The sequence below is a fragment of the Psychroserpens sp. S379A genome (assembly GCF_049800755.1).
Taxonomy (GTDB): Bacteria; Bacteroidota; Bacteroidia; order Flavobacteriales; family Flavobacteriaceae; genus Psychroserpens.
This window is the reverse complement of the sequence record NZ_JBNAFQ010000001.1, coordinates 1,030,631-1,051,308: the sequence shown is the minus strand read 5'-3', so window position 1 is coordinate 1,051,308 and position 20,678 is coordinate 1,030,631. Positions and strand designations below refer to the sequence as shown.

At 32.3% G+C, this 20,678-nt stretch carries 17 protein-coding genes; 3 read left to right on the top strand and 14 right to left on the bottom strand.

Features of this window, described 5'->3' with window-relative positions; translation table 11 throughout:
* Positions 1 to 2: 2 nt before the first annotated feature.
* Positions 3 to 1,322, bottom strand: a complete 1,320-nt coding sequence (locus ACP15M_RS04750; RefSeq protein ID WP_425076028.1) for a hypothetical protein — start codon at positions 1,320 to 1,322, stop codon at positions 3 to 5.
* Positions 1,323 to 1,432: 110 nt separating this feature from the next.
* On the opposite strand from ACP15M_RS04750, the gene ACP15M_RS04745 reads away from it, so the two are divergent.
* The 3 genes from ACP15M_RS04745 to ACP15M_RS04735 are packed head-to-tail and all read left to right on the top strand — an operon-like array spanning position 1,433 to position 3,615.
* A complete protein-coding gene (locus tag ACP15M_RS04745; protein ID WP_425076027.1) occupies positions 1,433 to 1,978 on the top strand; it encodes an RNA polymerase sigma factor in 546 nt (181 codons plus the stop codon).
* Positions 1,962 to 2,474 (top strand): hypothetical protein, encoded by a 513-nt coding sequence (locus ACP15M_RS04740; protein ID WP_425076026.1) that lies wholly within the window; start codon positions 1,962 to 1,964, stop codon positions 2,472 to 2,474. Before ACP15M_RS04745 ends, ACP15M_RS04740 begins: the two co-directional genes overlap by 17 nt.
* Positions 2,458 to 3,615, top strand: coding sequence for a hypothetical protein (locus ACP15M_RS04735; protein WP_425076025.1), 1,158 nt, complete (start codon positions 2,458 to 2,460; stop codon positions 3,613 to 3,615). Before ACP15M_RS04740 ends, ACP15M_RS04735 begins: the two co-directional genes overlap by 17 nt.
* Before the next feature lie 6 nt (positions 3,616 to 3,621).
* Here the strand turns inward: ACP15M_RS04735 and ACP15M_RS04730 are convergent, their stop codons facing one another.
* The 13 genes from ACP15M_RS04730 to ACP15M_RS04670 form a co-directional block, all read right to left on the bottom strand.
* Positions 3,622 to 4,860: a DEAD/DEAH box helicase gene (locus tag ACP15M_RS04730; RefSeq protein WP_425076024.1), complete on the bottom strand. Its 1,239-nt coding sequence runs from the start codon at positions 4,858 to 4,860 to the stop codon at positions 3,622 to 3,624.
* Positions 4,861 to 4,890: 30 nt separating this feature from the next.
* Complete coding sequence (locus ACP15M_RS04725) at positions 4,891 to 6,975, bottom strand: DUF349 domain-containing protein (protein ID WP_425076023.1); 2,085 nt, start codon at positions 6,973 to 6,975, stop codon at positions 4,891 to 4,893.
* An 83-nt stretch (positions 6,976 to 7,058) separates the two neighbouring features.
* Positions 7,059 to 7,799 (bottom strand): shikimate dehydrogenase family protein, encoded by a 741-nt coding sequence (locus ACP15M_RS04720; protein ID WP_425076022.1) that lies wholly within the window; start codon positions 7,797 to 7,799, stop codon positions 7,059 to 7,061.
* Complete coding sequence (locus ACP15M_RS04715) at positions 7,792 to 8,811, bottom strand: DUF368 domain-containing protein (protein WP_425076021.1); 1,020 nt, start codon at positions 8,809 to 8,811, stop codon at positions 7,792 to 7,794. The genes ACP15M_RS04720 and ACP15M_RS04715 overlap by 8 nt, the downstream gene beginning before the upstream one ends.
* Positions 8,811 to 9,779: a DUF368 domain-containing protein gene (locus ACP15M_RS04710; protein ID WP_425076020.1), complete on the bottom strand. Its 969-nt coding sequence runs from the start codon at positions 9,777 to 9,779 to the stop codon at positions 8,811 to 8,813. Before ACP15M_RS04710 ends, ACP15M_RS04715 begins: the two co-directional genes overlap by 1 nt.
* 93 nt (positions 9,780 to 9,872) lie before the next feature.
* Positions 9,873 to 11,276 carry a tetratricopeptide repeat protein gene (locus ACP15M_RS04705; RefSeq protein WP_425076019.1) on the bottom strand — a complete coding sequence of 468 codons (1,404 nt, stop codon included), beginning with the start codon at positions 11,274 to 11,276 and terminating at the stop codon, positions 9,873 to 9,875.
* Positions 11,277 to 11,429: 153 nt separating this feature from the next.
* The gene (locus ACP15M_RS04700; protein WP_425076018.1) at positions 11,430 to 12,626 is read right to left on the bottom strand and encodes an aspartate aminotransferase family protein; all 1,197 of its coding nucleotides are present in this window, start codon (positions 12,624 to 12,626) and stop codon (positions 11,430 to 11,432) included.
* Positions 12,626 to 14,428, bottom strand: coding sequence for an OstA-like protein (locus ACP15M_RS04695; protein WP_425076017.1), 1,803 nt, complete (start codon positions 14,426 to 14,428; stop codon positions 12,626 to 12,628). The genes ACP15M_RS04700 and ACP15M_RS04695 overlap by 1 nt, the downstream gene beginning before the upstream one ends.
* A gap of 83 nt (positions 14,429 to 14,511) precedes the next feature.
* On the bottom strand, positions 14,512 to 15,783 hold the full coding sequence (locus ACP15M_RS04690; protein WP_425076016.1) for an adenylosuccinate synthase: 1,272 nt from the start codon (positions 15,781 to 15,783) through the stop codon (positions 14,512 to 14,514).
* A gap of 7 nt (positions 15,784 to 15,790) precedes the next feature.
* On the bottom strand, positions 15,791 to 16,246 hold the full coding sequence (locus ACP15M_RS04685) for a Fur family transcriptional regulator (RefSeq protein ID WP_425076015.1): 456 nt from the start codon (positions 16,244 to 16,246) through the stop codon (positions 15,791 to 15,793).
* Positions 16,247 to 16,270: 24 nt separating this feature from the next.
* Positions 16,271 to 18,475, bottom strand: a complete 2,205-nt coding sequence (locus tag ACP15M_RS04680; RefSeq protein WP_425076014.1) for a RelA/SpoT family protein — start codon at positions 18,473 to 18,475, stop codon at positions 16,271 to 16,273.
* Positions 18,476 to 18,547: 72 nt separating this feature from the next.
* Positions 18,548 to 19,780 carry a M48 family metallopeptidase gene (locus ACP15M_RS04675; protein ID WP_425076013.1) on the bottom strand — a complete coding sequence of 411 codons (1,233 nt, stop codon included), beginning with the start codon at positions 19,778 to 19,780 and terminating at the stop codon, positions 18,548 to 18,550.
* Between the two features lie 6 nt (positions 19,781 to 19,786).
* On the bottom strand, positions 19,787 to 20,587 hold the full coding sequence (locus tag ACP15M_RS04670) for a TrmH family RNA methyltransferase (protein ID WP_425076012.1): 801 nt from the start codon (positions 20,585 to 20,587) through the stop codon (positions 19,787 to 19,789).
* Positions 20,588 to 20,678 lie beyond the last annotated feature (91 nt).

The window sequence follows — 20,678 nt, the reverse complement described above, 5'->3', positions numbered from 1 at the left end:
GACTACTCTTTAAAATACCAAAACGGAATTTTGCAAACAGCATATCGAACAGTATCTTCTTTTTTGATACGTTTACGTAAGATTTTTAAAATATGTTTTCCTTCGTCTAAATGTTTGGTTTTGACAAAGGTTTCGAAGCCAAGATTTTCTTTTTGATCTTCAGAAAGAATAAACTCTGAATCATAATCTACAGAATCAATTCTAACCGAATAGATTTGATTTAAAGTACGCATATAATCTAAACGTCGCTTTCGTATTTCAGAATTACTAAACTGATTTATAATAATTAATGAAGTATTTAAGCCACGCTTATCTTTTTCGGGTTTTAGGTCAGGATTAAAACTAAAAATATGGTCTTCAATGTTATCTGTAAATTCCATAAAGACATTAATATAAGGTTGGGTAATCACTTTTGAAGAAATAGCAAATTCGTCTATTAATCCATTATCTTCAGAAACTAAATCTAAATAATTACTTCTGTTGGCAGTAATTTCAGAAGAATAATCTGCTTCTCTAAAATAGTTTGAAGCTTTGTAATTAAAAGAGCTAAACATTAAAATAATAAAGTATACTGGCAATAAAATAAAGCTTAGGCGTTTTCCAAATTTGTTATCTAGAAAATTATACACTAATGGTCTGTATAAAAAGGATAGTGTAATAAAACTAAATACCCAATAGATTGGAAAGTAAATTTTAGAGGTCCATTTTTTCTTTTTTAGCCAACCTTGAGTGATAAAATCGATAAATGTAAAAATCATTCCAAAAGACAGAAATACAATTAAAATAATACCTATAATAGTTCTTAAGGTTTCGGGTAAGCTATCATTATCTATAATATACTTTCCAATAAGTGTAATGCAAAGAATGGTAAAGGTTAATGCTAAGACATAAAAAATCAGCAAAAAAGAAATGGCAAAAATAACACTACAATAGTTTTCTAGAGTGGCTACATATTTATCAAACGAGCCCACTTTTTTCTTTAAATATTTGGTAAACTTTTCACTGTAATTTAAAGCGTCATAGTCAATATCTCCAGAAACATAACGCAAGCCTAAAGTGCCAATCCATAAGCCTCTAAGTACAACGTGAAGTAGTAAGTTAAAAAGAAGTATGCTACATGATACGAACGTGATAATTAAAATAAGAAACTTAACAATTTGCTGTTTAGATTGCGCAAGTGAAGCGGCTTCATTAATAGGCTCTATAGCAGTAAATAATCCAAAAATGGCAAAACCCGAAATAATTAACTCTAACTGCCAGCTCTCTTCTTGTAGTCGTTGCAATAATTTTTTGAAAGCAGGATTGTTATAATCTGAACTCATTTTGGTTGGATTTGTGATTAAAGATAATCACTTTTTGAAAAAAAAGTCAAGAATTTTGAAACCCTATCGATTTTCTTTCGTTATTACTAATGAAAGCTAACCAAATTTAAATGTCCAAAACACATCAAATTTTAATTTCAAGATGCCAAAAGCAAGATGAAAGAGCAATGATGCAGATTTATGATTTATACTGTGATGCGATGTATCATGTTGCTTGTAGATATTTAAATGATGAGGATGCTAAAGATGCAATGCAAGAAGGGTTTTTAAAAGCATTTACTCGTATTAAAACCTATCAACCAAATTTTGCATTTGGTACTTGGCTAAAGCGCATCATTATAAATACGTGCTTAGATGTTTTAAAGACGCATAAAATTGAATTTTCTGATGTTGCTATAGAAAATGTAAAGCTTTTAGATGATTCAGATTGGTTTTTTGATGAGGTTATTACGAAAGAAGACATCATTAAAAACATCGAAAAACTTAATACAAAATATAAAGTAGTGCTTAATCTGTATTTACTCGAAGGTTATGACCATGAAGAAATTTCAAAGATTTTAAGTATACCTATAAAAACCTCTCGAACACATTTAAGACGAGCAAAACTAAAGCTACAAGAGCTTTTAAAAGATAAATATCATGAAACAAGATATTAGAGATTTGTTTAAAGAAGAAGACAAGCATTATAAGTCTTTACCAAGTAACCATAGAGTTGAATTTAAAAAGAAACTCCAAAAACAATTTAAACCTAGTAAAGTGTCTTGGTTGCGTGTGGCAGCTTTGTTTTTAATAGCTTTAACAGCTGGAGCAGGAGTGTATTTTAGCTTGCCACAAAAGGAAACTGAGTTGCCTATTGTTGCTCAGATTAAAACAGTAGAAGCCGAATATTTAGAGCATATAGAAAACGAATGGAACAACTTTATTTCTCTAACAGATGATAAAATTTTGGTTGCTAGATATCAAAAAAAACTAAATGAGTTGGATAAAGATTATCAAGATATTTCTTCGCAATTCACTAAAAATCCAAATGATCTTTTAACCATTGAAGCACTCATAGATAACCTTAAAACTAGGCTAAAGCTTCTTAAAGATATTCAGCAACATATTCATATTTTAAATACTAAAATCACTAAAAATGAAAGCACAATTTAAATTTTTAATAGTACCCATTTTTGTTTCAACGGTTCTAAATGCTCAAAAATTTGATGTTTATAAAAATAGCTTCGATGCGACTAACATTAACACATTAAGTTTAAATGTAGAGAGTTCTAGTGTCATGATTGAAGCTTCAGAAGATGAGCAAATTCATATTAACTATTCTATTGAATTTAATAATTATTCAAAAAAAGAACTTCAAAACATAATAGATAGTATCACAGTTTCCACAGTTTTAGAAAAGGATGTTTTAAAACTCATTTGCGATAGTAAAAATGCTCATGGAGGAACTGTTTATACAGTTGAAACGTTATTCGGAATTACCTTTGAAGGCGATTTAGTTAAGTTTGGTGATATCTCTAACAGGCATTTTAGAAAATCGAAGCAGTATTTTTATGGTATAAACAATACTTCTGAAGGGAAAGTGTTGAAAGAGTACTTAAAAAATATTAGACAGTTTGATGGAAAAAAGAAGACGAAAAAAGTAAAGGCTAAAAATATAAAAAGTTTTAAAACTTCTTTTGTTATAAAAATGCCAACACATCTAAATTTTAGCGCTGTGGCTCTAAATTCAAGAATTACATCTACGATAGATTTAAAAAGCCAAATAAAGGTTAAGGCAAGAAATACTAGATTGTATTTTAAAGAATTATCAAATCAACTTAATAGTTTTAATGTGGTAAATGGTGAATTTAATGCTAATACTTTAACAGGCGGAAACTATAAATTTAATCATGTTGAAAAAGTATTAGTAGCAGAACTAAACCAGCTAAAAATTGATGGAGAATTCACAGATTTTAGAATAGGTCTTATAGGACAAAGTGTTGAAATTGTTGACTTTAATAGTAAGTTTTGGTTGCATAATTTTATTCGTGATTTTGAAAATTTTAAAATGCATACCGAATATTCTGAAGTGAATCTCTTTTTTCCTGAAGATATGGAGTTCCAAATTGAAACTTTTGGTCACAATACAGTTCATTACATAAATAATTTGGTAACAGAAATTCCTCCTAGTCGTACAAATGAGTCTTCAAAAATGATGGTTATTGGTAAAGATACTGCAACGAATAAGATAAAAATTGACACTAAACATGGCATCGTAAGGTTTGGAAAAGATTTTATTGATATTGAAGATTAATCCTAGCTAATACCAACGCTTTTTTTTCTTTTTAGAACCTTGGCCTTTACGTCCTTTTTTGTATTTGCTGCCTTTCTTTTTATGAACAATTGGTTTGGCTTTAGGATCTAAAGGATAAGGATGGTTATCTTCTACTGGTATTTGAACGTTAATTAATTGCTGAATGTTTTTAACATAACTTTTTTCATCTGCCGAACATAACGAATAAGAGTGTCCAAATTGTCCAGCACGTCCAGTTCTTCCAATACGATGCACATATGTTTCTGGAATGTTAGGCAAATCAAAATTAATTACTGCATCTAATTTATTAATATCAATACCACGAGCAGCAACATCTGTAGCAATGAGAATATTAACTTTTGCGCTTTTAAATGTATTGAGTGCTGTTTGGCGTTCGCTTTGCGTTCGATCGCCATGAAGTCGCTCTACTAGATAACCATTATTAGTTAAGGTCTTTTCTAGCTTGTCTACTCCAAATTTTGTGCGCCTAAAAATTAAAATTCGTTTGCCTTTAATCGTGTTTCGTAATAAATGTAAGCAGAGTTCAATTTTATTGCGTTTAGGAACATAATATAATACCTGACTTACATTGTTAGCTGCAGAAGATGTTGGAGTAACTTCAATGCGCTTTGGAGTTTTTAAAATAGAATTAGCTAGCTGTTCTACTTTAAAAGGCATGGTTGCCGAAAACAACAAGTTTTGTTTAGTTTCTGGGCATAGACGTTCAATTTTTTTAACGTCATCAATAAATCCCATATCCAACATTAAATCGGCTTCATCTAAAACTAAAATGTCAATATAATCGAGATTTAAAACATCTTGCTTGTGTAAATCTAATAAACGTCCTGGAGTTGCAACAACAACATCAACGCCTTTTTTTAAGACATCTATTTGTGGCTCAATTCCTGTGCCTCCAAAAATAACAGTCGTTCTTAAATTGGAGTATTTAGAAAAGAGTTTAAAATTTTTTCCAATTTGAACAGCAAGCTCTCGTGTTGGACTTACAATTAGAGCTCTTACTTTTTTTCCTTTTTTTGGCGCATCTTGTTCATTAAAAAGTAATTCAAGAATTGGTAATGCAAATGCAGCTGTTTTACCAGTTCCGGTTTGTGCAGAAGCAATCACATCTTTTCCTTCTAGAATAAAAGGAATGGTTTTTTCTTGAATTAAAGTAGGTTCAGTATAACCTGCTTCATCAATGGCTTTTATAATAGATTTATTAAGATGAAGCGCTTTAAAAGACATATATTTTGTTTGTTGAGTTGTAAGCTAAAATTAGTACATGCTCTTTACTTTTCTAAGCTTGTTTTCCCAAGTTTGAAGCGCATCTTTATGCTTTTTTATGTTTTTAATAACGTCTTTAACCAACGGATTAGATTCATCTACATTTGAAAAGAACTGCATGTTATTTTCTAACTGATTGATATCGCCTTTAATCTCACTAATTTTCTTTCTAATGTAGTTTTGCTCATTGTCTAAAAGCCTTGTGTCGTTAGGTTTAGATAAGGTTTCAAGTTTGTTTTCAAACTTAATCATTTCTAATTTCGCCTTGTCCATATCTAACTTGCTAAATAGACCGTCTATAACTTTATTGAATTTTCCTTCAATAAAACGCTTGTTATTAGGAACATGTCCAATAGCTTTCCATGCACTAATTTGAGTTTTAATAGTTTCAATATCGTCTTTTGGTTTTCCTGTAAGTTCGATAGTTTTTACGGTTTCAAGTAAAGTCGATTTTTCTTCAAAAGCAGCTGTTTCTTCTTCACTAGCAGCATTTCTTTCAGCATGCATTCTGTCAAAATAATGGTTGCAGGCTTTTTTAAATTGCTTCCAGATTTTATCGCTATCCTTTCTTGGTACATGTCCAATTTTTTTCCAATCAGACTGTATCTTTTTCATCAAAGGCGTTGTAGCGTTAAAATCTTCGTTATCCTTATTATCTTCTGCAATTTTTATAAGTTCTTGTTTTTTATGAAGGTTGTCGTACTGATCTTTTTTAAGAGACTTGTAAAATGCATTTTTACTTCTGTTAAAAGTTCTTACTGCAGTTTTAAACTTTGTCCAAGTAGCATCATTTACTTTTATAGGAACTTTACCAGCATTAAAGAAATCTTGACGTAAAGCTTCAATAGCTTTAATTCGTTTTTGCCATTCTTGATGACTATTTGCTTGATTTTGAGCAATCTCATCGATTTGAGCTATGATTTCTTCTTTTTTTACTAAGTTGGCTTCATAGGCTTTGTCTAAATCGGCATAGTAGGCTTGACGTTTGTCATGTATTGTTTTGGTTGCATTACTAAAACGCTCCCAAATCTCTTCTCTGTGCTCTCTGGCAACAGGACCTAATTCTTCTTTCCAGAGTTTATGAAGCACTTGTAATTCTCTAAATGAACGATTGATATTATCGTCTTTGGCTAATTCTTCAGCACGTTCAATAATTTTAGTTTTTTGATCGAGATTGTGCTTAAAATCCATGTCGCGTAAGTCGCGATTTAAGTGTAAAAAGTCGTAAAAAACTTCAACATGATGATGATAAGAATTCCATGCGTTATTATAGCGATCTCTTGGAATTGGACCAGCATTTCGCCATTGCTCTTGAAGGTCTTTAAAGTGTTTGTAAGTTGTATTGATATTCTCTTCAACGTTGATTAAACCTTTAATTTCTTCAATAATTGCAAGTCGGTTTTCTAGATTTTGCTTTAAATTAGACTCAAGATCTTTATAATAAGCGTTAAGATTATTTCTATAGGTTTTAAAAACCTCATTAAAGCGTTTTTTAGTAGGTGAAGCGTAATAAAAATCTATTTCATTTCCGCCTTCAGCTAGAAATTCTTCTTTCTTTTCGTCGATAAGTGCTTCAAATTTTGAATTAAATTCAGATTTGATCTCATCAACTTGAGATTTTATAGTTTGTATTTTTCTGTCCTTTACAAGCGACTCAAACTCTATAACGAGTTGCTCCATAGACATTGCATGGTAGTCTTTGCTTTCTACCTCATGACGTTCGGCATTGGTTTCATCTTCAGCGTCTTCGGCATTTGCTTCTTCAATTTCTTCAACATGAGCATCAATCTTTTCTGGTGTTTCAGCAGTTGTTTCAGAAGCAGTTTCAACTACATTAGTTGATTCTTCAGTAGCTTTTTCTTCTTTTTTTTCTTCGGAAGTTGTTTCAGTTTCAATACTAGAATCTTCTTGTTTGAGATTAGCGTCTGAAGCTGTTTCAATGGTTTCTTCTACTGAATCTTGTTGTTTTGCAGTTGGCGTTTCAGAAACTTTAGAATCCTCTGGAGTTTGAGGAGTTTCAGTAGGATTTGTGTTTATCTTTCCATCTGCATTTTGCAGGTTATCATTCTCAGACATTTTTCAATGTTTTTATATATTAGTAGAGAGCTAAGATACTAATAGGTGGCTGATTTACAAAAAAGAAGCATTATTTAGAAAGGTTATTTGATAGAATTCCAAATTCGCCATGCTTTTTCTGCTTGAAATTCTAACATTTTAAGTCCATTTATAGTGTCTGCGCCTTGTAATTCTCCTAACTTAAGAAACTTTGTTTGTTCAGGATTGTAAATTAAATCGTACAATATATGTTTGTTTGTCACACCATCATATGGAATGTTTGGACAGCTATTCACTTTAGGATAGGTTCCAACTGGCGAACAGTTGATAATGATTTTGTACGATTCAATATCTTCAATTGTTAAATCCTCATAAGTGAATTTTACACCAGGTTTTGAAGTTCTCGATACATAGTCGAATTTAATATTCAACTTTTTTAATGTATAAGCGATGGCCTTTGAAGCTCCTCCTGTACCTAAAATTAGTGCTTTTTTATGATGCTTTTTAAGCAAAGGTTTTATTGATTTTTTAAAACCATAGCAATCTGTATTGTAGCCTTTTAATTGTCCTTTTGAGCTAATCGTAATGGTGTTTACAGCTCCAATTTTTTTTGCTTTTTTATCTAGTTTATCTAGATAAGGGATAATCTCTTCTTTGTAAGGAATGGTGACATTAAGTCCGAAAATATCAGGATTATCATTTAGGAGCTTAGGGAACAACGAGATGTTGTCGAGGTCAAAATTCTCATAAGTAAATGGTAATTGTTCGGTTTCAAATTTTGATTTAAAATAGTGTTTTGAGAATGAATAATCAATGTGTTTTCCTAATAAGCCTAATCTATACATGTATTTTGTTTGTGCGTTGACCATACCATTCAAGAGCAAGAACGATAAGAATTCCTAATATAATATATCCAAATGCGAAATAAGTTTCGCTGTGTAATTCTGGTATAAAGCGTTCGTAATTAGCTATGATTTTTTCGCCTCTAGAATCTAATATAAATGCACCACTTTCTTGTGTTTTAAAAATGGTTTTTTTCCAAGGCCAAACGACTCCTAAAGAGCCAATTATAAACCCAATAATTGAAGCAATTGTGATGCTTTTATAGTGTTTAAGAACGTAATTTAATAAGTGAGAAAATGTCACCAGTCCTGCAACAGAGCCTAAGGTAAACACAGCCAATACTTTTAAAAGACGCAGTCTAATCTCATTTTGTAAAAAGCTAAAATCACCTGTGAGAATTTCTGAAAATGTATCGTAAAGCGCATTTACAGAATCTACCAATAACAAGACGTAATTGCCTAATAGAATTAAAATAAAAGAGCCCGAAAATCCAGGAAGTGTCATGCCTGAAACGCTAATGACTCCGCAAAAAAACACAAATATAAGATTGTCATTTTCTTTGGCTGGATCTAAAAAACTAATACTAACACCAAGGATGATTCCTATAATTAAAGCAGTAATGCTTTTGTAGTTCCAATTCTTAAAATCTTTATTGATATAATAAATAGAACCAATGATCATTCCGAAGAATAAACTCCACACATACAATTCGTAATTTTGAAGGAGGTAGTCTAGAATTTTAGAAACACTAAAATAGCTGATAATCATTCCTGTAAAAAGAAGCACTAAAAACCTACCGTTTATGTATCTGTAAAAGCTTTTAAATCGTCCTTTAAACAAGAATTTAAAAGCCGTTTTATTAACACGTTGTAAGGAATAAATAAATTCTTCGTAAAATCCAGCTACAAAAGCCACAACACCTCCTGAAACACCAGGTACTTTATTGGCAGCTCCCATGCCTAGTCCTTTAATGACCAGAAACAAACGATCTTTAAAGGTTCTAGTTGCTTCCATTACGCTTTTGCTTTTTTATTGCCTAAGCTTTCAAGGATTAATATGGTTGCAAATCCGATGACAATAAACACTATGGCGAACAAAATATTTGGATCACCATCGTATGATGATGGCAGAATGCTTTCGTCTAGAGCTGTGACTTCAATTCCTTCAGAATTAATACGAGTTTTTAAAACCTTTTTCCAAGGCCATATTTTGTTAAGAGAGCCAATCATAAATCCTGTTAAAATGGCTAAGGTTAAATTTTTATGATGTTTGAACATCCAGTTCAGTACTTTCGAAAAGACCTTTAAACCAACTATAGCTCCAACTGCAAGCAATAAAAAATTAATGAGAGCATCTTTAAAAAGCGTCATGTTACCTGTGAATAATCCATCACGTAAATCATTAATAGTATTGATTGCAGTTTCGTATGCGCCTAGAATAAGTAAAATAAAAGCACCAGAAACACCAGGTAAGATCATTGCGATAATAGCAATGAAGCCACAAAACAGTAAATATAAAGGACTGTCAGGAGTCGCAAAAGGTTCGGCTAAAGTTATAAAATAGGATAGGATAGAGGTCATTATAATGGCCATAATAATATTAGGCGACCAAGATTTAATTTGCTTCCCAATATAGAGAATGCTTGCTAATACAAGTCCGAAAAAGAAAGACCAAAGTAATATAGGTTCGTTGTGAAGTAACCATTTTATAAGTTTAGCAAGAGAGAGAATGCTAACAGCAATTCCAGAAAAAAGAGCTAGGAGAAAGCTTCCGTTAATAGATGTCCAAGCCGTTTTAAAACCTTCTTTTTTCCAAACTTTAAGAACGCCAAGATTAAGGTTGTCAATACTTTCGATTAATTCTTCATAAATACCAGAAATAAAAGCAATAGTGCCTCCAGAAACTCCAGGAACTACATCTGCTGCTCCCATAGCTATACCTTTTAAGGTAATGAGTAAGTAGTCTTTAAATTGTCTAATCATTTTTCTAAATACGAGCAGTAAAGGTATGAAATAGGAATGATTAATTTCAAGCTAAAAATGAATTGATTTTGTAATTAAAACAAAATAAGTTAGTTACTTTTTTAAATCTAAAAGCATTTGTTGCACTGAAGGTTTTAGCAATACATTTGGAAATAATTCTTCAAGAATAAACTCAAATTCATGATTTAATAGAAGTGCATTTTTTAGATGGTATTGTCCTTTTCTGCTTTCATGTAATATAAAGTGTAAACCAGCTAAACGGAACTCTATTTCGGCAGTTTCGGGATAGAATTCTGCAGCTTGAATTAAGTTTAAAATTGAGGCTTCATGTTCGCCTAAAGCAATAAGAATGTCTGTTCTAGATAACCAAGTTTGTAGTTCGTAGTTTCCTAAATCTAAAGTTTTTTTGTAGCCACGTTCGGCTTCTTCTAAAAAATTAAGCCTATGGTTGATTTGAGCATATAGTTTCCAATAGATAACATTTTCGCTATCAATATTAATGGCTTTATTAATATAAAATAGGGCTTTTTGATAGTTGCGTTTTTTATTGTAAAACTTGGTAATGGCAATCCATCCTTTGTCTAATAAAGGATCTTCGTGAACCGTTTTATAAAAATACTGAACCGCTAAATCGTCTTGACCTAATTTTTCATGACAATGTCCAATTCTCAATAAGGCAAATGAGGTTGGTTCGTCTAAAGCTAAAGTGATTTTATAGTTATCTATAGCTTCAAGATATAACTTTTTCTTTTCTAAAACCTTTCCTTTTTCGAGATATGCACCAACAAAGCTGTCATCAGAAATAATGGCAAACTCAAAAGCAGCTAAAGCTTTGTCGTAATCTTTAACTGTGAAATATTGGCGACCTAATTGATGCCAAGCGACTTCGCAATACGGATTTTTGTCAAGATAAATGTTTAGAAAGTCGATGGCTTCATTGTTCTGATCTAGAAAATCATAACAATAGATTATATTGTATAAAGCCGAATAATCTTCGAGGTCGATTGCAAGACATTTTGAAAAATACTCTCGAGCATTTTCAAATTGATCTAAGAATAAATATTCCATTCCAATCAACGCAAATAAATCGGTTAAGCCTTCATCACCTTGATTAAGAGTTAAGGCAATTTTTAGAGTATCAATAGCTTTTTCGTGTAAATCTTGTTTAGAAAACACACTTGCTTTTTGAATGTAAATTTCTTCGTTTGAAGGCTCAATAATATGAATTTCATTTAACACCTCATCAGCTTCAGTAAACTTGTTTTCTAAGATGTAAATTTCGGTTAAAAACAATTTGAGATTTACAGATGTTGGATGTTGCTCAAGACCTAACTTAATAGCTTTTTTTGCTAAAGCCATTTTACCACTTTCAAGATAATGATGAATGATATTTTCAAATTCGTTTGAATCAAAGAATAAAACATTATTAGTTTTAAGCATAGATTCAAAGCGTGTAAGCGAAAAATTGTTGTTGTCGTCAGGTTGACTAAACTCCATATGCAAATTTGGATTAATCGTTATTTAAAATTACTGTTATCAGTTCAAAAACATCATTTTTAGTGCCAATGTTTTCAACAAAGTAATTAACAGTTACAGTTTAAGGTCATGTAAAACGATGTCAAACACTGATTTTTAGTTATTTAAGCTAAATTACTTAGTTTGAGATTTAGAGTAAATTTCGTCTAAAATTTGTGTTATTATCTGACAACCTTTCACAATTTCGTCTTCAGAAATGGTTAATGGAGGTGTAATTCTTATCGCTTTTGGTTCAAAAAGTAACCAAAATAGTATAAGTCCTTTGTCTTTTGATTTTAAAATAACATCATTGGTAATGTCTGCCGAAGGTGTCATTGCAGCTAACATTAATCCTTTGCCACGAATTTCTGAAATGAGAGGATGAACCAAATGTTTGCGAATCAATTGTTCTTTTTCAAGTGCTTTAGACATTAAATTAGATTCGGTAATTTCTCTTACAGTTGCTAAAGCTGCGGCAGCGATAACAGGATGACCTCCAAAGGTTGTAATATGACCTAACTTTGGATTATCTTGTAGTAAATCCATCACAGCTTTTGAAGCAGTAAAGGCACCAATAGGCATTCCGCCTCCAAGACCTTTACCTGTGACTAAAATATCTGGAATACAATTATAGTGCTCAAAACCAAATAGTTTTCCTGTACGACCAAATCCTGGTTGAATTTCATCAAGAATTAATAAAGCACCAACTTTGTCACATTGCTTACGAACCTTCTCTAAATAATTGTTTGATGGCTCAATAAAACCTGCTCCACCTTGAATGGTTTCTAAAATAACAGCAGCCGTTTTAGTTGTTATTTGATTTAGTTGTGTTTCATTATTAAATTCAATAAAGCGTGTGTTAGGTATTAGAGGTCTAAATGCAGATTTGCGTTCTTCAAATCCCATAACACTTAAAGAGCCCATGGTATTGCCATGATACGCATGATGTGCTGAGATAATCTCACTTCTTCCAGTGGTGCGTTTTGCTAATTTAAGAGCGCCTTCAATGGCTTCAGTGCCAGAGTTTGTAAGGTAGGTTGTTTCTAAAGGTTTCGGTAAATGTTTCGCTAATAGTTTTGCTAGCTCAACAGCTGGTTCTTGTATGTATTCACCATAGACCATCACATGAAGATATTTATCTAACTGATCTTTTATGGCTTTTACAACTTTTGGATGTTTATGGCCTAAGCTACATGCCGAAACACCTGCAACAAAATCTAAATGTGCTTTGTTATTGGTGTCGTAAATGTATGAACCTTCAGCATGAGAAATAGACATTGCCAAAGGATGAGGTGTCGTTTGTGCTTGATATTTAAAAAAATCATCTTGCATTAGTTTTCTTTTTTTTCCTTTTTAGAAAACGGTTTAAGAAGTTTGTTTTGCTTAGTAATATCGCGTTTTGCTTTTAATTGTTTTGCCGATTTTGGTAAACTTCGCTCTGCTTTATTAATCTCGTCTTTATCTTTTTCTCTAGCAGAATCCATACGTTCAAACATAGCTTCATCAAAAAACTCTTCTTCAGGTACAAATTCATCAAGCCCTTTAATAATAGGAAGTTTTAAAGGAGGATCATCACTAAATAAGTCTTCAATACTATTTGGACGTTCATTACCTCTCCAATCAAAACCTCTAAACTTCCTGGCGTTTTCTGGAAATTGTGATTCTGGATAAATCTCACCATCAACTTGATTAAAGAGTGTAACAATTTTATAGCCTTCTTCAAACTTCATGTTGATTTTAGCCGATTTTGATTTGTTGATGCCAATTAGTGAATCGTTGTCATTTCTGGAATAAAAGATGATTTCAGCATTCTTAATGATATCAACATTATACAGTTCATTGTTTTCGAATAAGCCGATTAGTTTCTGACCTTTAATCTGATTGAATCCATCTCCAATAGTGTCTTTACTAATCAAAAATGCATTATTAAAAACTTTTAAAGAATCTAATTCTTCTTTTTCAACATTAGAAATTAAATGAATAGAGTCACCAGTCATTTGATTGCCTAAATTCCAAAGAATAGGTCTTCGTTTTATAGCATAAGCATCAGTTGACGAAAAGCGGTCGAGATTAATCAGCTGTGTCAATCCTGTTTTGTGATCTGCATGAATCGAATCTGCTTTTCCACTCATATCGCTTTTGTACATCTTGGCATTGTAATAGGCTCGAGTAATGCGATGTTCTGGTTTGCCAGTAATCATTAGAGTATCTGCATGAATGTAGATAGAATCGGTTTCTTGTACTGTCATTGCTAAAGCACGTTTTGTGATAAATACTGAATCTTTTGCTCGAAATACTTCAGCATAATGACCTTTAATAATGCTATTGTTTATGGTGTCTGTAACAACTATATTATTGGTGGCAGAAGCAAAGCTTCGGTTTCTATCAAAATATAAACTATCACCAATAACTTCTCTGTTGTTGTAATTGATCTTAGAGTTTTTAATAAAATAACCAATGTCATTATTCGTATCATAAAAACCGCGTTCACAATAAATTTTACTAGAATCTCCAACAATGGTTGAAGGTCCATACATATAGGAATGTCCAGAATCTGAATAAAAATCTAATTGATTTGTATCAAGTGTGTATTCAGGATTAACCAAAACAACATCTTTAAGAAATCGATACTTTTTGTTGTTCATGTAATAGCGTCCAACTTGGCTAGTGATTGTTCCTGAAGAATCTCTAACTACTTTTCCTGTTGTTCTGTAATAGGCTTCCTGCTTGGTTCTATCAAAATACAGTGTGTCTGTTGTTAAAACAGATTGAGGTTCAGTAAGTACCACGTCTCCAGCAGCAAAAGCCATTTTTGTAATGCCACTATACTCTACGTATTTGGAGGTCATGTTTACAGAGTCACCTTGTTTAATTACGACATCACTAAAAGCCTCTATAAAATCTTCGTCTTGATAATAAATGGCTTTGTCACACCACATGTCTATGCCTTCATGAACAATATGAATTTGAGCTTGATCACTTCTAACAAACGTGGTTATATTATCTCCTTTAAGTGAGTCTTTAACCGTAAAACCCGAATATTCAATTTTGATTTTTTTAGGTTGCTGAGAATAGGAGAGTCCTGTTGAAAAACAACAGATAAGTAAAAGTATATATCTGAAAACTAGCTTCAAGGTATTATGTTTTGCTCCAAAAATAACTATTATCTCTTCGGAATCGTATGCCTTAACAGATTTTTAATAGATGCCAATAATGATTATCTATTAATCGTTTGAGTTCTATCTGGACCAACTGAAACAATTGTAATAGGAATTTCTAATTCTTTTTCAAGAAACTCAATATAGTCATTGAGTTCTTTTGGAAATTGAGAAACGTCTCTCATTTTAGTTAAGTCTTCTTTCCAGCCTTTAAATTCGGTATAAATTGGTGTAACGTTTTCAGCTTCAATATTAAATGGTAAATGCGAAATTGTTTCACCTTTGTATTTGTAAGCTGTACATACTTTGAGTGTTTTGAAACCTGAAAGAACATCACCTTTCATCATGCTTAATTGAGTCACACCATTTACTTGACAAGCGTATTTTAAAGCTACTAAATCTAACCAACCACAACGACGAGGTCTGCCAGTAACAGCACCAAACTCATGGCCAATCTTAGCCATGTCTTCACCTGTTTTGTCAAATAATTCAGTAGGAAATGGTCCAGAACCAACACGTGTTGTATACGCTTTAAAGATTCCGAAGACTTCTCCTATTTTATTAGGAGCAACACCCAAACCAGTACAAGCACCAGAAGCTGTTGTGTTTGATGAAGTTACGAATGGATAAGTTCCAAAGTCGATATCTAATAAAGAGCCTTGAGCGCCTTCGGCTAAAATAGGTTTACCGTTTTTTAAGGCCTGATTTAAATACTCTTCGCTATCGATAAATTGTAATTCTTTTAAGCGCTCAACAGCTGCAAAGAATTCAGCTTCCATTTCTTTTAAATCGTATTGAATATCTACATTGTAGAATCCAATCATAGCTTCATGCTTATTGGCTAAAGCTCTATATTTTTCTTTCCAATTATCAAGTTCAAGATCACCAATTCTAATGCCATTACGTCCGGTTTTATCCATATACGTTGGTCCAATCCCTTTTAAAGTAGAGCCAATTTTAGCTTTGCCTTTTGAAGTTTCAGACGCTGCATCTAACAAACGATGTGTTGGTAAAATGACATGAGCTTTTCTTGAGATGATTAGTTTTGATTTATAATCTAAATTGAACTGGTCTAAACCATCTAACTCTTGCACAAATACTACTGGATCGATTACCACACCATTTCCGATAACATTAACAGAGTCGTCATGAAAAATACCAGAAGGAATAGTTCTTAAAACATGCTTAATACCATCAAATTCTAGTGTGTGACCTGCATTTGGACCACCTTGAAAACGAGCAATGATATTATATTTGGAGGTGAGTACATCAACAATTTTTCCTTTGCCTTCGTCGCCCCATTGTAGTCCTAGTAGTAAATCTACTGCCATTGTATATTTAGTTAGTTGGTTTGTTTTTTGTTCCGTAAAAGTAGAGTGAGTGATTCGTAATTGAAATATCAAAAACCTCTTCAATCGTTTTTTTAATCGACTGTATTCTAGGGTCGCAAAATTCGATCACTTCACCTGTATCTGTTAAGATAACATGATCATGTTGTTTATCGAAGTATGATTTTTCATAATGTGCTTGATTTTGACCAAACTGATGTTTGCGTACCAAGGCACATTCCATAAGAATTTCAATGGTATTGTAAAGTGTAGCTCGACTTACGCGATAGTTTTTGTTTTTCATTTTGATGTATAAAGATTCAATATCAAAATGTTCTTCACTATCATAAATTTCTTGAAGAATAGCATAGCGCTCAGGTGTTTTTCTGTGCCCTTTTTCTTCTAGAAATTTTGTAAAAACGTTCTTTACAATTTCTTGATTACTCTGTTCTGTATTTGTACTCATAATTTGTGCTGCAAATTTACACAATTATACTCGTGTCACCTTATCTATTCCATTAATTTTTTTAAGGTTATCCATAAGTTTTTTTAACATTGTGTTGTTAGTAACTACAACATTTATTTTTCCTGAAAAGATGCCTCCATCTGTATCAAAACTGATACTTTTCATGTTAACATGCATGTTTGAAGATATTTCTTTGGTGATGTTGTTTACCAAACCTAAGTTGTCTATTCCAGAAAGAGTGATTTGAGCTGCAAATTCTTGCTGTGACGAATCAATCCATTTGGCTTTCATGATTCGATAGGCATAATTAGATTGTAAGCTCAATGCATTAGGGCAGTTTTTTTTATGAACTTTAATGCCTTCATTTATGGTTAAAAACCCGAAAACTTGATCACCAGGAATAGGGTTGCAACACGAAGATAATTTATAATCGAGTTTTTCTTCTTCCTTACCAAAAACAAGCTGGTCGTATTTGGCTGTGATTTCTTCTTTGTTGAGATCTGGAGCAACAACTGGTTTGCGAATTTTACTTTTTATATACGACATAAACATGTTGCTTCTTGAAGCCACATATTCTTTAAGCATTTTGTTGTCTATAGTGCCAATGCCAACTCTGTAAAACAAATCGAGACTTGTTTTAAGTTTAAAGTAATTCACCATTTCGTTAACCGATTTCTCATCTAAGCTAACTTTGAGTTGTTTTAATTTACGTCTTAAAATTTCTTTACCTTCATTAGCAACTTCTTTTTTCTCGTCTTTTAAAGACGATTTAATTTTACTTCTAGCTCTTGCAGTAGTCGCATAATCTAACCAATTACTGTTTGGTTTAATATTTTCGGAAGTTAAAATTTCTACTTGATCACCACTGTTGAGTTCATGGCTCAAAGGCACTAGTTTTCCATTTACTTTAGCACCTCGAGTTTTCATGCCAATTTCTGTATGTACACTAAATGCAAAATCTAGAGGTGTAGCACCTTTGGGTAAAGATTTTAAGTCGCCATTTGGTGTAAATACATAAATTTCTTTTGAGTAAAGGTTGAGTTTAAATTGCTCCACAAAATCTACAGCATTCATTTCATTGCTTTCTAATGCTTCTTGCAGTTTGTCAATCCATGTGTCAAGAGCATCTTCACCACTACCTTGTTTGTATTTGTAATGTGCTGCATAGCCTTTTTCGGCGATTTCATTCATACGCTCACTGCGTATTTGTACTTCAACCCAACGACCTTTTGGTCCCATAACTGTAATGTGAAGTGCTTCGTAACCTGTAGATTTAGGAGACGATATCCAATCTCGTAAACGAATAGGATTTGGAGTAAAATGATCTGTTACGATGGAATAGATTTTCCAAGCGATAAATTTTTCGTTGTTAGTATCAGATTTATAAATGATTCTAACGGCAAATTTATCGTATACTTCATCAAAGGAAACGCCTTGTTTAACCATTTTTCTTCTAATGGAGTAAATCGATTTTGGTCGACCTTTGATGTCGTAATTTAAACCTTCATTATTTAAAGAGTTTACAATAACATCTGAAAATTCTTTAATGTAATTGTCTTGTTCTTCTTTACTTTCCTTAATTTTTTCAAGAATATCATTATACACATCAGGTTCGGTGTACTTGAGTCCTAAATCTTCAAGTTCGGTTTTAATATTATAAAGTCCGATTCTATGTGCTAAAGGCGCATAAATGTATAAGGTTTCAGAAGCAATTTTTTCTTGTTTATCTGCTCGCATCGAATCCATAGTTTGCATATTATGAAGTCGGTCTGCGATTTTGATAATGATAACACGTACATCATCATTTAAGGTGAGTAACATCTTACGGAAGTTTTCCGCTTGTGTCGATACGTCTTTATCTTTGTTTAAAGACGATATTTTTGTGAGTCCATCAACAATACGAGCAATGGTCTCGCCAAACATTTGAGAAATGTCAGCCAAGGTGTAATCTGGACTATCTTCAACAACATCATGAAGCAATGCTGCAGCAATACAAGTGGCATCTAAACCAATTTCACTAGCTACAATTCGTGCAACTGCAATTGGATGAAAAATATAAGCTTCACCTGATTTTCGACGTTGATCTTTATGTGCATCAACTGCCACTTCAAACGCCTGACGAATTAATTTCTTATCAGTAGTTGAAAGGGTTTGATAGCTTACCTTTAAAAGGTCTTTATAGGCTTTTGCTATTTCTGCATTTTCTTTTTCGATGTCTACTTTTGCCATAAAACTAAAGTAGCAATAAGAAATGTATTGTGCAACGAGTTAATGCAAATTGTTTTAAAGAAAACCAATAAATTACGTTTTCAAATTTCTAACACGTTCCAAAAGTGTAGGATGCGAATAATGCATCCAAACATAAGAAGGGTGAGGAGTGAGGTTACTCAAACTGTTTTTAGAAAGTTTCTTTAATGATGAAATTAAAGGTTCGGCTCTGTAAGTAGTTTTTGCATAATCATCGGCTTGGTATTCAAATTTTCGAGAGATGTAATTCATGACTAATCCTAAAATTTCTGAAATAGGAGAGTACAGCATTCCGAAGGCAATTAAACCAACATGAAAACTTGGAATCTCAACACCTAAAGCGTTTGATAGCATTGGATTTGATATAAATACAGACAAAATAAATAGCATAAAACCAGTCAGTAATATCGATGTTACTAAGTTGAAGATAATATGTTTACGTTTGTAGTGACCAACTTCGTGAGCTAATACAGCTACAATTTCTTCTTCTTCTAAATCGTTTATTAAAGTATCATATAAAGTGATTCGTTTTTCGCTTCCAAAACCTGAAAAGTATGCATTAGCTTTGGTGCTTCGTTTAGAGCCATCAATAACAAAAATTTTACTTAAGCTAAATCCTACAGATTGTGCATACTCCGAAATCTTTTCACGTAAAGTACCATCTTCTAAAGGCGTTTGCTTATTAAATAGAGGAACAATAAGTCTGGCGTAAAACAAATTCATAAAGATGGTAAACACAGTAATCATTCCCCAAGCAAATAACCAAAATTGTTCTTGGGTTTGTTGGTAAAACCAGATGATAAGTGCTAAAATTCCACCACCTAAAATAGCAGTCATTAGTAAGCCTTTAATTTTGTCTAGAATAAAAGTTTTGACAGTCGTTTTATTGAAGCCAAATTTTTCTTCAATCACAAAGGTTTTATATACTGAAAAAGGTGTAGAAATTAGATCACTACCAATCATAATAATTCCGAAGAAAAGCAATGCTATTACAATCGGGTTTTCTGAATAATTTCTAGCAATATTATCAACATATTCAAAACCGTCAAGACATAAAAAGCCAAGTGTTAGTACTATTGAAAATAATGAGCTAAATATTCCAAACTTATAATTGGTCTTTTTATATGCTTGCGATTTTTTATACTCAGTTTCGTCATAAACATCGTGAAGCTCTTCAGGAATGGCATCATTATAATGTTTAGCATTTAATGCATCTAGTATTTTATCAACAATAAAATTGATAATAATAATGGCTATAATGATGTAAAATAACGTGGTTGAGGTCATGTGTTTTTATTTAAAATCTCGCTGTCTTTTGGTTTCAAAAATAAGAATTCCAGCTGCAACAGAAACGTTCATACTATCAATTTCGCCTTGCATTGGTATAATGATATTTTGTGTAGAGGCTTCTAGCCATTCGCTAGTTAAACCATCAGCTTCAGTACCAACAACAATTGCTGTTGACTTTGTGTAATCTTGTGTGTGATATTCTACTGAAGCTTGTAAAGCTGCACAGTAAATGTTGATGCTATTTTGCTTCAAGTACGCAATGATTTCAGAAGTACTTCCAGTGGCAATTTGAGTGGTGAATACACCACCAACGCTAGATCTAATAATATTAGGATTGTATAAATCGGTTTTAGGATTTGCAATAATAACAGCATCAACATTAGCAGCATCTGCTGTTCGTAACAAGGCTCCAATATTTCCAGGTTTTTCTGGTGCTTCGGCAACTAAAATTAACGGATTTGCTTTATCAAATCTTAAGTGTTCTATTTCATGTAATTTAGACTTTGCTACAGCAATAATCCCTTCAGTGGTACTTCTATGTGCTAATTTTTGAAATACCTCTTTAGAGATTTCAATAACCGAATTGCTAAAAGGTATAAATTGTTCGAGTTGCTCTTCAGAAATTAATTCAGGATAAAATAATAATGTATCAATTTCATAATCACCTTTTAATGCTAAGGCTAATTCGCGCTGACCTTCAATTAGAAATAATCCAGTTTTTTTGCGTTCGCGTGATTTTTCTTTAAGCTGAACAATTTGTTTAATGTAAGAATTCTGTGTGCTTGTTATAGACTTAAAAGACATAAATCTGAATCATCAATGATTAATTAAGATTACAAAAGTACACTTTAATTAGGAGCAATTTTTAATAACAATGTAGGATTTATATTTCAAG